Consider the following 14,078-nt stretch of genomic DNA (forward strand, 5'->3'; position numbering starts at 1 on the left):
CCGGATACCGCCAGCAGTGTTTGCGGCACGCTACCGCCAGCAGCGGGCCACCGAACTATCAAGCAGTACCACTACCATGCAAACCTAGGACTTCTCTCCTTATCGCTGGTATGGCTGGCGGGGGCAGATCAAGATGTAGCAACTTCCGCAGGATCTATTCAACAACTTTGAAGAAAAGTCAGATTTTTGCAGGAACTCTACGCCTCTTCAGCTTCGTGGCAAGCACACAAAAAGAAGAAAAGCCTTACTTGGCAAGGACAGTAGTTTTCACTAACTTTGCTTCCCTACACGAAGCGGAGATGGTGAAATGCCGCAACTGGCGCACGCTTCATTGCTCCGCATCGAGTTCCAGCTGACCAATCAAGACCAAGCCTCGTTTGGCCCGACGCCAGTTTGAAAAGGCGTCGCGGCAGGCCCGTCACGACCTTTCCCATGCCCCTGAAACCCCGTGCGACGATGACTGTGACCGCGCAGGCTCAGGTTTTTGGCGCGCATCGTGAAGGCCTGCAGGCTGCGATTCAGCGGCGACAACGGCGTTACACGCCAGAGGAAAGCGCCTTTGCACGCTGAATCCGATTCGGGCGACAAGACCCGCCTGGCCCAGGCCGTACTGTGATCGCGCCTCAGACTTCCCAGTATTCCTTTTCCCTGCCCTGCGCGCCCGGGCTGAGCTGCTCGCGCAGACTGCGCAGTTTTTCCGGCTCACCACGCACGCGGAACCAGCTACCGTCTTCCTCGGTACGCTCTTCCAGCACCTGGCAGTGGCTGTAGATGTCACCGCGCAACTGTTGAGCCGACCACGGCAGCAGCAGCTCGTCTTCCACCAGATCCTGCTGGAAGAAGGAGACGATGGCCGCGTGCAGGCTGGCCACTTCCTCCGGACGACGCGCACTCATCACCACGCAGCCCGGATAGCGCTGCTGCAGTTCAGCAGTCCAGGCCGCCTGCGCGGCTTCATCACCGACATGGTCGATCTTGTTGAATACGCGAATGCGCGGCACTTCGTCGGCGCCGATTTCGTGCAGCACTTCGTCGGTCACTTCCAGCTGGCGCAGAAAACCGGGATCGCTGGCATCAATCACATGCAGCAACAGCGCCGCATCCAGCGCTTCTTCCAGCGTCGACTTGAACGAGGCCACCAGTCCGTGAGGCAGGTTCTTGATGAAGCCGACCGTATCGCTGACCAGCACGCGCGGCACGCTTTCCGGGTAGAGGGCACGCACCGTGGTATCCAGCGTGGCGAACAGCTTGTTGGCCACCAGCACCTCGCTGCCGGTCAGCGCCCGCATCAGCGTGGACTTGCCGGCATTGGTATAGCCCACCAGCGACACCCCGCCCAGCCCCAGTCCCTGACGTTCCAGACGCCGGGCGCGCTGGGTCTTGCGCTCCAGCTCCATGGCGATGATTTCGCGCTGCAGCTCGGCGATACGGTCACGCACCTTGCGACGGTCCAGCTCGGTATGCGATTCACCTGCACCACGACCGCCCACGCCGCTACGCTGCCGGCCTTGCGGACCGGCCAGTTTGGCCGCTTCGCGCAGGCGCGGAGCCATATAGCCGAGGCGGGCGATTTCCACCTGCGCGCGTGCCGCGCGCGAGCAGGCATTGCGATGGAAAATCTCCAGAATGACCATGGTGCGGTCCATCACCGGACACCCCACGGCCAGCTCCAGATTGCGCGCCTGCGACGGCGAGATTTCGTGGTCCACCAGCAACACGTCGAACTCGACAGCATCGGAGTCCGGCGCTGGCGATCCGGTTTCCAGATCGTCGCTGCGGACACCGCGATTGACGAAGGTGCTGACTTCTTCCAGCTTGCCCACGCCCAGGTAGGCGGTGCGATCGAAGCTGCTGCGCTTTTGCACAAAGGTCTGCACCACCTGGAAACCCAGCGTCTTGGCCAGTTCGCTCAGTTCGGCGAGTGAGGCCTCGAACTCGACATCACTGACATCCGGCAACTGGACCGATGCCACCAGGGCGTAGCGGGGCTTCTCTTTGACTTCTGTTTGCATGAGCAGATGGCTTCAACTTGATGGCTAACCGAGCATAGTACTCACAAATGGCCCCATCCGTTGCGCGAATGCGTGACCGGCCATCGTCAGCCATCAAATCCGGGTGGTGTGGAGAGAGGTCCGCCCATCGCTGCCGCCGGCTCATCGGCCAGCCACGGCCGGAGGGCTACTTGCCGCGATACTCGATGCGCGCGGCCATTTCCTCGATCGCCAGCGCCAGCGCACCCGCCGCATCGCCGGCGACATCGGCGTAGTCGGTCCATTCGCCGTAACGCAGCTGCCAGCCACCCGCCCCGGCGCCCTCTACCCGCAGGATGTACTCCGGCACGGAGAACTGCTCGCCGGCCGCGGTGGTCAGCAGGCGGTACTGCACCGCATCGCCCCAGCCGTTCATGACCGGCGCTCCGCCGGAACAGGCGCCATGCATGGCAGCCCGAAGAGATTGAAATAGTTCATCGGTCGATTCTAGCAAGCCGCCACCGAGCCGGCTGCCGCGGTGGCGTGATGTCTGTTATGCCGCGACGCGACCCGTGCTAGCGCACTACCGGCAACTCGTCCCAGCAGGTGGTCCAGCGCGGCGAGCGTTGCTCCTGCCGCATCCGCCAGTCCGCGCTGACCGCTTCCGACGCCAGTTTCAGCGTGCCGCTGCCATAGTGGCGGTTTACCTGATCCAGCGTTTGCAGCAAGGCGGCGCGCCGCGGATCGGTGCTGACGGCAAACAGGTCCGGCTGCCGCGCCTGGGCGGCGCCGATTTCCAGCAGCACCACGCCAGCCTTCTTGTAGCCGTAGCCGGGCTGGTAGATCGCCTCCAGTCCGACCAGTGCCGCCTTGACCAGCGCCAGCGTGTCGGCGGTGGGGCCAGGCAACGGCACCACCGTCCAACCGCGTTGCGCTGTCGCATCACCAAACGGGTTGCCACGGATGCTGACGCCGACCAGCTGCGCCACACTGTGCTGCTGGCGCAGCTTCTCGCCAACGCGGGTGGCGTGGTGGGTGATCGCCGCCGCCAGCGTGCACTTGTCGCTCACCATGCGCGCAAACGAGCGCGACGAGATCAGCTGCTGCCGTGGCGCGGCGATGTCGTCTAGTTCGAGACAGGACACGCCGTTGAGCTCGGCCACGGTGCGCTCCAGCACGACGCCGAAATGGCGCTGGATCAACGGCGGCGCGGCCCGCCGCAAGTCCAGCGCACTGTGGATGCCAAGACGGGCGAGCTTGTCCGCGCTGCGCCGGCCCACGCCCCAGACCCGGTTTGCGGCCAACCTTGCCAGCAGTTTTTCCTGCCAGTCGCGCGCAAGCCAGTCCCAGGCGAACACGCCGTTGCAGCGCGGATGGGTCTTGGCCACGCTGTTGGCCAGCTTGGCCAGCGTCTTGCTGCTGCCGATGCCGACACAGGTGGGAATGCCGACACGCTGCAACACGTCGGCGCGCAGGCGGGCCGCGTGATCGCGCAATTCGGGGATGCCGTCGAGTGTGATGAAGCTCTCGTCGATGGAGTAGATCTCCTGCGCCATGCCCCAGCGCGCCACGACCTGCATCATCCGTTGCGACATGTCGCCATACAGCGCGTAATTGCTGGAAAACACCGCCACGCCGTGACGGCGGCACTGCGCCGCGATCTGGTAGTACGGCACAAAAGCATCAATGCCGAGTGCCTTGGCCTCGGCCGAGCGCGCGACGACGCAGCCGTCGTTGTTGCTGAGCACGATGATGGGCTTGCCGGCCAGATCGGGTCGGAACACCCGCTCGCACGAGGTGTAGAAACTGTTGCCGTCGACCAGCGCAAAGGTGCTCATGTGAAGCGCTTGACGCAGGCGGTGACCACGCCCCAGATGCACAGCTCCTGCTCGCCACCCAGCTCCAGCGGCGCATAGGCGGCATTCTCCGCCAGCAGCGCCACGCGGCTATCGCGGCGGTGCAGACGCTTGACCGTGAACGCGCCGTCGATGGCGGCCAGCACGATGTGGCCGTGCTGCGGCGGCAGACCGCGATCGACCACCAGCAGGTCGCCGTGATGGATGCCGGCATCGGCCATGGAATCGCCGGCCACCCGCACCATGAACGAGGACGCCGCATCACGGATCAGGTAACGGTTGAGATCCAGCGAGCTGTCCCTGTAGTCGTCGGCCGGCGACGGGAAGCCGGCCGGCACGCTGGCGCCAAACAGCGGCACGCTCTGAGGCAGCGGCGTGGCGACAGGTAAATAAAGCTGCATGCGAGCTCTCCGTAATCGATATTTTGATTATGTACGATTTCAAATAAACTGCAAAGCCTGCCATTGCCCTGCGTCTCCCCGCCTGCCCGGACAAGCCCGCCGCTGCGCCGGTATCACGCAGCCACCCCCTCCACGACTGCGGCCAACCTTGCACACGGCACAGGTCTCGCACAGCACGTTCTGCCGGGCACCACCCTGCCCATCGCAAACAGCCGCGACAGCACACCACGCCAAAGCGCCTATAAATCAACTATCCAGACCGCAACGGAGACCGACATGAAGCCGGTTCGGCGCAAGCAGTTCGTCAGCTTTGGCAGCAGTTCGCCGTGGCCGCATGTCACGCCGCCGAGTGCCGGCGCGCCGCCGTCGATCGCCCTTGCCCGGCCGCAACTGGGGGCCGAGTATCTGGCGTGGGCGCACTGGCTGGACGCGCTGCACAAGCGCGCGAGCCAGGGCAACGAGGCCGATGCCTGGGCGCTGGCGGAAGGCAAGCTCGCCTTCGTGCTGCGCCGCAGCCTGCTGCTGCGCGAAAAGGTCATGCTCGGCGGCAGCCTGTCGCGGGCGGTAACCGAGGAGACCGCGGCGCTGGTGCAGGAGCTGGAGCAGGTCATCGGCGAGCTGACCGGGCGTGAGATGATGGCGGTGGACGACTGGCCGCTGCCGTACCGCCTCTACCGCCGCCAGGGTGACGCCAACAAGCCGAATCCGGCCCCCGCCGCCAGCCACGACCGCCGCCAGGGCAGCCGCCAGCGCAAGAACCTGCTGTCGGCACAGGCGCAGCAGGATTGCCAGCAGGCGGTGGGCTGCCTGCGGCTGGCGCTGGAGATCCTGCACCGCCAGCCGCCACTGGCCAAATCCGACGCCTGGCAGGCGGCCAACCTCGGGCTGGCACGGGTAATCGTGCTTGGCCACCTCAGCAGCCAGCCCGGCCACAAGCTGGTGGGTAGCTAGCACTGGTACCCTGCAATGACAGCCGCCGGCAAACCCGCGCCAAGACTTGCGCCGCAGGCAAACTCTCCTTGTCATTGCGAGGCTTTATCTGTAGAATGTCTTTCCTCAATGGCGGGTCTCCCCGCATTGTGCGATGGTCAACCTGGTCAGGTCCGGAAGGAAGCAGCCACAGCCGTTTAGCGCAAGTGCCGGGGGTCGGGCTCGCCACCCCAATTTACCCCGTTGCCGATAGCTCACTATCGGCAACGGGCGTTTCGCATAAATTACACTGTCCTTTTTCTCGCAATCCTGCTATCATACCGATGCAAGTCAAATAAGGCTGGGCAAAGACTCGGCCATATGTTTTATTTTTTGCAAAAGTCACGCGGACACTACCCCGTCCATGATTAACAGAACTCATATGCGAGGAACGCCATGAAATTGTTTGATAAAATCCCCAATCCGCGCGAAATCCGCCGCAAGCTTGGCTTGAACCAACAGGAATTCTGGAGCCGTATCGGCGTTACCCAGTCCGGTGGTTCGCGCTATGAAAGCGGTCGCAACATGCCAAAGCCGGTACGTGAATTGCTCCGTCTGGTGCATGTCGAGCAGATCGACCTGGCGAAAGTCCGTCGTGAAGACTTCGAGATCGTTGAATATCTCAAGGAAACCCACCCGGACCTGTACAAGAGCCTGCGTAAAGCGGTTCGCGCCCGCCTTGATACCCAAGGCGAAGCAGAAGGCACCGTTGCCGAAGCCTGAACAAGCGGCTGAAGCAACCATCAAAAAACGCCCCGGGTCTCCGGGGCGTTTTTCGCTGTCTGAAGCACGACAAGGTCGTCAATACCGGCGGCATACCGGTGTCAATCGCCGGTATGCCGCACCAGCAGCACCGGCACATCGGCGATCTTCAGCACCCCTTCGGCGACACTCCCCAGCAGCAGGTGCATCAGCCCGCCAATACCGTGGGTACCCATCACCAGCAGATCCGCCCCCCACTTGCTGGCGTCGTCCATGATGACACTGGCAATGCGATCGCCCCAGCTTTCGATGATGGCGGTCTCCGGCACCACACCCAGCGCCTCGGCGCGCGTTCGTGCCTGCGACAACACCTGCTCACCCGCCTCGCGAATCGAACCCTGCAATTCTGCAGCATCCAGAAACTCGGCACCACCCCAGCCAAACTGCGCCAAATCCACCACGTGCACCATCTTCACCGCGGCACCAACTTCTTTGGCCAGCTTGCACGCTTCAGCCAAGGCCAATGCCGATGTTTCGCTATCATCAACCGGCACAAAAATACGCTGATACATGGTGACCTCCCGTCTCGACACACGATTGAATTGCTGTATTCATACTAGATTACCGGCGCCGAGGAAAGTATTGATAAAGATTAACAGCGGGCGCAGTATGACAAAAACCCTCGCAACAGGTTAACGCATGGCACGCCTCACCTTGCCGGAGATCGACAACCCGGTATTCGACTGTCGGCTCGACATCCGCATTAGCGATATCAACTATGGCGGCCATCTGGGCAACGATGCCGCACTGCGCTTCGCCCACGAGGTCCGGCTGCGCTTCCTGCAAAGTCTTGACTGCACCGAGATGGATGTTTACGGTGCCGGCATCATCATGAGCGACGCCGCGGTGATCTACCGCAACGAGGCCTTTCATGGTGACACGCTGGTCTTCAGCCTCGGCATCACCGACTTTAGCCGCTGCGGCTGCGATTTCATTTACCAAGCCCGACGCTTGAGCGACAATGCCGCAATACTGCATATCAAGACCGGCATTGTCTTCTTTGACTACCAGCAGCGGAAAGCAACCGCTGTACCAGCCGCCTTTGCCGCGCAATTCAGACTGAAACAAGAAGGAGTCGCGACATGAAGAACTACCCCACGAACAGTCCGGAAGCGCTTGCCCGCATCCTTGCCATGTTCATGATTACCGATGGCGAAATGGAAGCGCGCGAGATCGAATCCATGGAAAGCCTGAACGTCTATGAAATCATCGGCCTGTCGCGCAAGCGCTTCATCGAGGTGCTGGCAAAGTACTGCGATGATGTCTCCGACGAAGCCGAAAACGATGGCACCATCCACCTGCTGTCGCCGCAGCGCGTCAACGAGGTGCTGGACGTGATTACCGACCGCAGCAAGCGCCTACTGTGCTGCGCCATCGCGCTGGACATCTGCAAGGCCGACAGCGCGATCAGCGACCCGGAAATGCTGCTGCTGCGTCACATGATGCAACACTGGCAGCTGTCGCTGGAAGACCTGGAAAACGAATTCATCCGCCAGTAACACCCTGGCGCGTCCTGTAGCTGAACCATAATCAGCGCAGGCACTGCTGCACCGCAACGGCCACCCTGAGTGGCCGCTTTCGTTCGGCAACCACCATCCAACACGAGCCCATCAAATGAAGCAGAAATTCACCGGCAGCGAGCAGTACATTGCCACCCCCGACCTGATGACCGCGGTCAACGCTGCCATTACCCTGGAACGCCCGCTGCTGATCAAGGGCGAACCCGGCACCGGCAAGACCATGCTCGCCGAGCAACTGGCCAAAGCGCTGGGCAAGCAGCTGATCGTGTGGCCGGTCAAATCCACCACCAAGGCGCAGCACGGCCTGTACGAGTACGATGCCGTCTCGCGCCTGCGCGACTCGCAGCTCGGCAACGAGCGCGTGCACCACATCAGCAACTACATCGTCAAAGGCAAGCTGTGGCAGGCGTTCGAGGCCAGCGAGGCACCGGTGCTGCTGATCGACGAAATCGACAAGGCCGACATCGAATTCCCCAACGATCTGCTGCGCGAACTGGACCAGATGGAGTTCTTCGTGCACGAGACGCAGGAGCAGATCAAGGCTCACCAGCGTCCCATCATCGTCATCACCTCCAACAACGAGAAAGAGCTGCCCGACGCCTTCCTGCGCCGCTGCTTCTTCCACTACATCCGTTTTCCGGACCAGGACACCCTGCAGCGCATCGTCAACGCCCACTTCCCGACCCTGCGTGACAGCCTGCTGCGCAATGCGCTGGAAAGCTTCTTCGCCATCCGCGAGCTGCCCGGCATCAAGAAGAAACCGTCGACCTCGGAACTGCTGGACTGGCTGCGCCTGCTGCAGGCCGACGGCACGCCGGACAGCGCGATCCACAACGGCGGCGTGCCACCGTTTGCCGGCGCCCTGCTGAAAAACGAGCAGGACATGTCGCTGCTGGAGCGCATCCTCAACGCCACCCGCGCGCGCCGCAACTGACCATGAACGCCGCTTGGACCGCAACGCTGCAGCAGTTCGACCAGCAACTGCAGTTGGCCGCAAGGAGCGAGCACACGCGCGAGGCCTACGCGCGCGATATCACCTATCTCGCCAGGCTGACCCGGCTGGAGCAGCCGGAACAGGTCAACACCCTCGCCGTACAGCGGGCACTGGCGCAGTTGCGCCACCAGGGGCTGTCGCCGCGCTCGCTGGCGCGCATCCTGTCCAGCTGGCGCAACCTGTTCCACTGGATGATCCGGCAGGAGCACATTGCGGCCAACCCTTGCGCCGGCCTGCGTCCGCCGCGGGCACCGCAACGTCTGCCCAAGGCACTCAGCGTCGACGCCACCATGCAGCTACTGGACCAGCCCAGCGAGGGACGGTTGCAATGGCGCGATCACGCCATGTTCGAGTTGATGTACTCCTCCGGCCTGCGCCTGAGCGAAACCACCTCGCTCAATGTCGCCGACCTCGACTTGTCACAACAGCTGGTCAAGGTCAGCGGCAAGGGCAAGCGCGAACGGCTGCTGCCGGTTGGGCGCAGTGCCGCCGACGCCCTGCGCCGCTGGCTGGAAGTACGCGGCAGCACCCAGGATGACGCGCTGTTCGTGTCGGAACAGGGGACGCGACTGTCGTCGCGGCAGCTGGCACGGCGACTGGAAAAATGGCGGCAACAAAGCGACTGCGAGCAGCACGTGCATCCGCACATGCTGCGCCACTCGTTTGCCAGCCACATCCTGCAGTCGTCCGGCGACCTGCGCGCGGTGCAGGAAATGCTGGGCCACGCCAACCTGGCCACCACCCAGATCTACACCAGCCTCGACTTCCAGCATCTGGCCAAGGTCTACGATGGCGCCCACCCGCGCGCCAAGAAGACACCGGACAACTCGTAACGCACTGTGCTCAGTACTGCGCGCCAAGGCTGAAATAGCCGGTCCACTGCCCGCCCTTGGCATTGCCGACGCCGACCGACCACGGCCCCAGCACGGTGTCGGCACCCAGGAACAACGTCATGCCCGGCAACCAGCTGCTATTGCGCTGATCCCATACCGTGCGCCACGCCTTGCCGGCCTCGAACGACACCCCGGCATACAGCCCGGAGCCGAGCGCCGACGGCAAGCCGGCAGCACGCCAGTACAGCATGCTGCGCAGCAAGGCGGTACGACTGGCCAGCAGCTCGCCCGGCTGATAGCCGGACAGGTTGTTGAAGCCGCCCAGCGCGTAGACCATGCCGTCGCCGCGGCCAAAGGAGCCGTCAAACCGCGCGGTGGTGCGCAGCGTGACATCCCGCGGCAGCAGCTGCGCCGCGTCGAGGCGGATGCCGATGCTGTGATAGCGCTCATCGAGCGCCATGGTGTACGGTGCCGACAGCGAGAACTGGGCCGCCATGCCCTGTCGCGGCCAACGTGGATTGTCCAGCTGGTCGTAGTTGAACAGCATCCGCACCCCGCGCGCACTCTCCCGCTCGCGCGCATCGTCGTAGACCGCCGCCCCGGTCTTCAGCCGCAGCGCGGTACGGCTCTGGTACACACCGAGCCGCAATTCGCCGAACTGGCGGAAATCCCAGCCCAGATCGGCATTGGCCTGCGTGGTGCCGAAGATGAAATCCGCCTCGCGCCGATGACCGGGCGAGTACAGCGAATACAGCCGGTCCTCGTAGCGCGCCGACAGGCTGGCGAACAGCTGGCTGTCGGTCGCCAGCGGCTGGTACCACTCGCTGCGCAGCATCGGCTCCTCGCCCAGCCGCAATTCGTTGAGCCACATACCGCCGGCCGCATTCAGCCAGCTGCGCTTGTGCTCACCCAGCAGGGCAAAACTGGCACGGCCATTGGTGGCGCTGCTCAGACTCAGGCCGGCACGCAGGTAATTGGGGCCGACAAAGCGCTCCTCCGCCGTCACCCGCGCCACATTCTGCCCCTGCTCGAACGCGGCGCGGTAGGACAGCCGCTCCAGGTCGCCATCGGCAAACACCTCGGTCAGGCGACGGTGAAAGGTTTCCAGCGGCAGCGCGGTGGTGGCGGCCGACAGCCGCTGCTGCAGTGCCTGCGGATCGACAAAGTCGAAATTGCCGGCCACCTCGACACGGTCGATGCGCGCCGACTGCGGCGCCCGCTGCGTCGCCTGCCAGGCGGCATAGTGCTCAGGCGGCAACGCGAACGGTGCCAGTTGCGCGGCGATGCCCTGCGCCGCGCGCCGGCCGGCTTCGACGATGTCGGCATTGCGCGCAAAATCCGCAGGAGAAAAGCCGTCCAGGGTTGGCCGCAACAGCAAGTCCTGCGGCCGTATCTTCGCCAGCTGCTCCTTGCTGTTGCGCGCCACCATCAGGTAGCTGGTCTGGTCCAGCACATTGATGAAGCTGCGCAGCTGCTCCGCCTTCAGCGGCGGGGTGCCGACATCGATCACCAGCAACACGTCGGCACAGCCGCCGAGCAGCTCTTCCACCGGCAGCTGCCGCGCCAGGCCGCCGTCCACCAGCAGCCGGCCGTCATGCTCCACCACATCGAACAGCCCCGGCACCGCCATGCTGGCGCGCATCGCCAGGCTCAGGTCGCCACGGTCAAACACCACCGCATCGCCGCTTTCCAGGTCGGTGGCCACCGCGCGAAACGGGATCGACAAGCGGTCGAAGCTGGGCTCGTCGCGAGCGCGGGTCAGCTCGCGGATGAACAGGTCGATGGCCTGCGAATTGATCGCGCCGCGCGGAATGCGCAGCTCGCCGTCGCGCACACCAAAGGACAGATCAAAATAGTTGACCAGATCGCCCTGCTTGCGCAGGTAGGGCACGTCCTGCCGCGCCGGCTTGCCCGACAGCAGCACATCCCAGTCGGCGTGGCGAAACAGCCCGGCCATCTCGTCCAGCGCACGGCCGCTGGCGTAGGCGCCACCGATCAGGGCGCCGGCACTGGTGCCCGCAATGCAGGCCACCGGTACCCGCAAGCGCTCCAGCTCCTGCAATACGCCCAAGTGGGCAAAACCGCGCGCGCCGCCACCGCCAAGCACCACCCCCAGCCGCGGCGGAGTGGCGCTGGCGTGCGCCAGCAGCGGCAACAGCAGCAAGACGGCGGCCAGGCGCCAAAATCCGGAAAAAAGCATAGGCAGCAATGACACTTTCGGTTATTGGTCCGAGATACGATAATATAGCGGGATAATCACGTTACCCTGGCCTTCAACCTCGCCGAGTCCGTCTCCACGTAATGATCGACAACATCAAAACCATTCTGGGGTCCCTGGTCGGTAAGCACAAACCCAGCGACAGCACCGTCTCCGCCACCCTGCTGGTGAAAAACCTGCCGGGTGACGAGTATTACACGACGCTGATCGAGGTCATCAAGGCGGTCAGCAAGATCAACAAGGATGCCACGGTCACCCTGAAGGACCGCATCAGCACCCTGCTCTACGTCGACAGCCAGTCCGTGGGCATGCACAGCAAGCTGTGCAGTGAATTCCTGCGCGGTTCGCCGCGTTCAAAATCGTTCCTGCCCAGCATCCTGTCCTACTGGACCGAATTGTCCAACGGCTACCAGCTGTGCCTGCGCCAGATGCACAGCGCCAAGAATTTTGTCGTCGACAGCAATATCGAGCTGGCCACCGCCCGCGCGCTGCACCACCAGCTGAGTCTGGTGAAATGGAGCGCGCTGCGCTACATCTCGGCCGAGGGCAACACCTGGCAGCAAGCCTATCACCTGTACCAGTTTGCCGAGCAGGAACAGTTCCACACCAAGCGCATTGCGCTGTACGACCGGCTGAACAGCAGCATTTCCCCGGAAGAGCTGCTGATCCAGGCGGCGATGCTGCACCTGGCGCAGACCGACAACCTGCTGCCACAGGAAATCGAGGCCATCCACCTGCTGCTGGAGCGACTGGTGGAAGGCGTGCAGCTAGAACTGCAGGCCACGCAAAGCGAATTCCAGTACGTGATCAACCTCGACATGCCCGCCGCGCCGCAACTGCTGCGCCGCGGCGTGCTGGGCAAGGGTTGCCGCTACTGGTCCGGCGACCACGTCGTCAACCGGCTTGCCGACCTGATCCTCGATTTTGACCAGGGCATCCCGGAAGCCTTTGCCCGCGCGCTGCCGGAAATGAGTCTGGAGCTGTGGCGCGACATGCTGCAGAAGCTGTCGACGCGCTGGTCACAGGACGGCGGCAAGTCGATGCGCCGTCACGAACGACTGTCGTCGACCGGCCAGGCGCGGGTGGAAGTCGGTTTTGAGCGCATCGCCCACCACCTGAAAGTCAACCGCACCCTGCCGCTGGGCGACGACAACCTGGTGCCGGAATGGCGGGTCAACGACACCAGCGAAGTCGGCATGGGGCTGATCTACATTGGCCGCGCGGTGGAAAGCCTGATCATCGGCCGCAGCATCTGGGTATCGCAAAAAGACCGCCCCAACCAGCTGGGCATCATCCGCCGCGTGCAGCGCCTGCCGGAAGGCGGCACCCGCATCGGCGTCGAGCTGCTCGGCAGCCTGCCACTGCCGGTGATCCTCAGCGAAAACGAGCGGGAAGCCATTTCCAACCACAACGGCCTGTACATCACGCAGACCAATGCCCAGAAAGGCAAGCGCGTCTTCATCGTGCCCAAGTCCTTTGCCAAACCGGGCAAGCTGCTCAATTTCCTCGCCAACGGCAAGTCCTACCAGATCCGCATCAGCAGCGTGATCAGCCAGTTCGAGGACTGTCACCAGGTTGAATTCGAGACTCTAGAACGGCTCAGCGATTAAACAGGGCTGCACCCGGCAACAAAAAAGGCGGTCACCCCTGGTGACCGCCTTTTTCATGCCCGCCTGACGGCAAACCCGTTCACGCCGCCCGCCCCAGCACCGCGTCCAGCCAGCGCGTCGGCAGCAGCCGCTTCAGCCACCAGAACAGGTGCGTCGGAAAGGTGACCCGGTAGCGCGCCGCCGGCCGCGCGGCCAGCAAGGCCCGCTCCACCTTGGCCAGCACCGCCGTTGCCGGCAAGGTGAACGGCGCGGCGTGGCCCTCCTTCTTCAGCCGCAACAGCTGCTTTTCGTACGAGACACGGTGCGCGCTGTGCGCGATGTCGATATTGGCCAGAAACTTGGCCAGAGCATTGGGGCGAAAGCGGCTCTCGATCGGACCCGGCTCGATCAGGCTGACATGGATGCCGCTACCGGCCAGCTCCAGCCGCAGGGTGTCGCACAGCCCTTCCATCGCGTATTTGCTGGCGTTATAGGCACCGCGATACTTCATCGCGGCAAAACCCAGCACCGAGCTGTTGAACAGCACGCGACCATGCCCCTGGCGCCGCATCACCGGCAATACCGCATTCAGCAGCTCCCAGGCGCCAAACAGGTTGGTCTCGAACTGCGCCCGCATCGCGTGGCGCGGCACATCCTCGGCGGCGCCGGGCTGGCCGTAACCGGCGTTGTTGAACAGTGCGTCCAGCGTGCCACCGGTGCGGCGCAGCACCTCGGCCACCGCGGTATGGATGCTGGCGCTGTCGTCCACGTCCAGCGGCAACGCTTCCAGCCCAAGCTGCTGCAGGCGGCTGACGTCTTCCGCCTTGCGTGCGCTGGCAAACACGCGCCAGCCCTTTGCGGCCAAGCCTTGCGCCACCACCAGACCAATGCCGGACGAACAGCCGGTAATCAAGATGCTTTTGGCCGCCACGCTGCCACCCTTTCGTCAATCGTTGAGGCCGCCAC

The 14,078-nt window shown here is 63.6% G+C and carries 14 protein-coding genes and 1 other RNA gene; 8 read left to right on the plus strand and 7 right to left on the minus strand.

Features of this window, described 5'->3' with window-relative positions; translation table 11 throughout:
• Window positions 1-623 precede the first annotated feature (623 nt).
• The 4 genes from hflX to C8E02_RS01860 all read right to left on the minus strand — a co-directional run bounded on the left by hflX (window position 624) and on the right by C8E02_RS01860 (window position 4,227).
• On the minus strand, window positions 624-2,012 hold the full coding sequence (gene hflX, locus C8E02_RS01845) for a GTPase HflX (protein WP_120809431.1): 1,389 nt from the start codon (window positions 2,010-2,012) through the stop codon (window positions 624-626).
• A gap of 166 nt (window positions 2,013-2,178) precedes the next feature.
• Entirely contained in the window at window positions 2,179-2,406 is a 228-nt protein-coding gene (locus tag C8E02_RS01850; RefSeq protein WP_147424409.1) for a hypothetical protein, read from the minus strand.
• Between the two features lie 139 nt (window positions 2,407-2,545).
• Window positions 2,546-3,808 (minus strand): Y-family DNA polymerase, encoded by a 1,263-nt coding sequence (locus C8E02_RS01855; protein ID WP_120809433.1) that lies wholly within the window; start codon window positions 3,806-3,808, stop codon window positions 2,546-2,548.
• The gene (locus C8E02_RS01860; RefSeq protein ID WP_120809434.1) at window positions 3,805-4,227 is read right to left on the minus strand and encodes a LexA family protein; all 423 of its coding nucleotides are present in this window, start codon (window positions 4,225-4,227) and stop codon (window positions 3,805-3,807) included. The genes C8E02_RS01855 and C8E02_RS01860 overlap by 4 nt, the downstream gene beginning before the upstream one ends.
• 276 nt (window positions 4,228-4,503) lie before the next feature.
• On the opposite strand from C8E02_RS01860, the gene C8E02_RS01865 reads away from it, so the two are divergent.
• The 3 genes from C8E02_RS01865 (at window position 4,504) to C8E02_RS01875 (ending at window position 5,919) form a co-directional block, all read left to right on the plus strand.
• Complete coding sequence (locus C8E02_RS01865; protein ID WP_120809435.1) at window positions 4,504-5,178, plus strand: hypothetical protein; 675 nt, start codon at window positions 4,504-4,506, stop codon at window positions 5,176-5,178.
• Window positions 5,179-5,288: 110 nt separating this feature from the next.
• Window positions 5,289-5,387, plus strand: an RNA gene (ffs, locus tag C8E02_RS01870) — signal recognition particle sRNA small type.
• A 205-nt stretch (window positions 5,388-5,592) separates the two neighbouring features.
• Complete coding sequence (locus tag C8E02_RS01875) at window positions 5,593-5,919, plus strand: helix-turn-helix domain-containing protein (RefSeq protein ID WP_047968489.1); 327 nt, start codon at window positions 5,593-5,595, stop codon at window positions 5,917-5,919.
• Between the two features lie 101 nt (window positions 5,920-6,020).
• On the opposite strand, the gene C8E02_RS01880 is transcribed toward C8E02_RS01875, so the two are convergent.
• A complete protein-coding gene (locus C8E02_RS01880) occupies window positions 6,021-6,470 on the minus strand; it encodes a universal stress protein (RefSeq protein ID WP_120809436.1) in 450 nt (149 codons plus the stop codon).
• Between the two features lie 127 nt (window positions 6,471-6,597).
• Between C8E02_RS01880 and C8E02_RS01885 the strand changes: the two genes are divergently transcribed.
• From C8E02_RS01885 to C8E02_RS01900, 4 genes are all read left to right on the plus strand, one after another.
• The gene (locus C8E02_RS01885) at window positions 6,598-7,044 is read left to right on the plus strand and encodes an acyl-CoA thioesterase (RefSeq protein ID WP_120809437.1); all 447 of its coding nucleotides are present in this window, start codon (window positions 6,598-6,600) and stop codon (window positions 7,042-7,044) included.
• Window positions 7,041-7,457: a hypothetical protein gene (locus tag C8E02_RS01890; protein WP_047968407.1), complete on the plus strand. Its 417-nt coding sequence runs from the start codon at window positions 7,041-7,043 to the stop codon at window positions 7,455-7,457. The genes C8E02_RS01885 and C8E02_RS01890 overlap by 4 nt, the downstream gene beginning before the upstream one ends.
• A gap of 115 nt (window positions 7,458-7,572) precedes the next feature.
• On the plus strand, window positions 7,573-8,412 hold the full coding sequence (locus C8E02_RS01895; protein WP_120809438.1) for an AAA family ATPase: 840 nt from the start codon (window positions 7,573-7,575) through the stop codon (window positions 8,410-8,412).
• 2 nt (window positions 8,413-8,414) lie between these two features.
• Window positions 8,415-9,305: a tyrosine-type recombinase/integrase gene (locus tag C8E02_RS01900; RefSeq protein WP_120809439.1), complete on the plus strand. Its 891-nt coding sequence runs from the start codon at window positions 8,415-8,417 to the stop codon at window positions 9,303-9,305.
• Window positions 9,306-9,315: 10 nt separating this feature from the next.
• Here C8E02_RS01900 and C8E02_RS01905 read toward each other — a convergent pair whose 3' ends face one another.
• Window positions 9,316-11,469: a patatin-like phospholipase family protein gene (locus C8E02_RS01905; protein ID WP_170152078.1), complete on the minus strand. Its 2,154-nt coding sequence runs from the start codon at window positions 11,467-11,469 to the stop codon at window positions 9,316-9,318.
• Window positions 11,470-11,606: 137 nt separating this feature from the next.
• On the opposite strand from C8E02_RS01905, the gene C8E02_RS01910 reads away from it, so the two are divergent.
• Window positions 11,607-13,133: a hypothetical protein gene (locus C8E02_RS01910; RefSeq protein WP_047968403.1), complete on the plus strand. Its 1,527-nt coding sequence runs from the start codon at window positions 11,607-11,609 to the stop codon at window positions 13,131-13,133.
• A 79-nt stretch (window positions 13,134-13,212) separates the two neighbouring features.
• Here C8E02_RS01910 and C8E02_RS01915 read toward each other — a convergent pair whose 3' ends face one another.
• Window positions 13,213-14,043: an SDR family oxidoreductase gene (locus C8E02_RS01915; protein WP_120809441.1), complete on the minus strand. Its 831-nt coding sequence runs from the start codon at window positions 14,041-14,043 to the stop codon at window positions 13,213-13,215.
• Window positions 14,044-14,078: the final 35 nt, after the last annotated feature.

The organism is Vogesella indigofera, assembly GCF_003633895.1.
GTDB lineage: Bacteria > Pseudomonadota > Gammaproteobacteria > Burkholderiales > Chromobacteriaceae > Vogesella > Vogesella indigofera.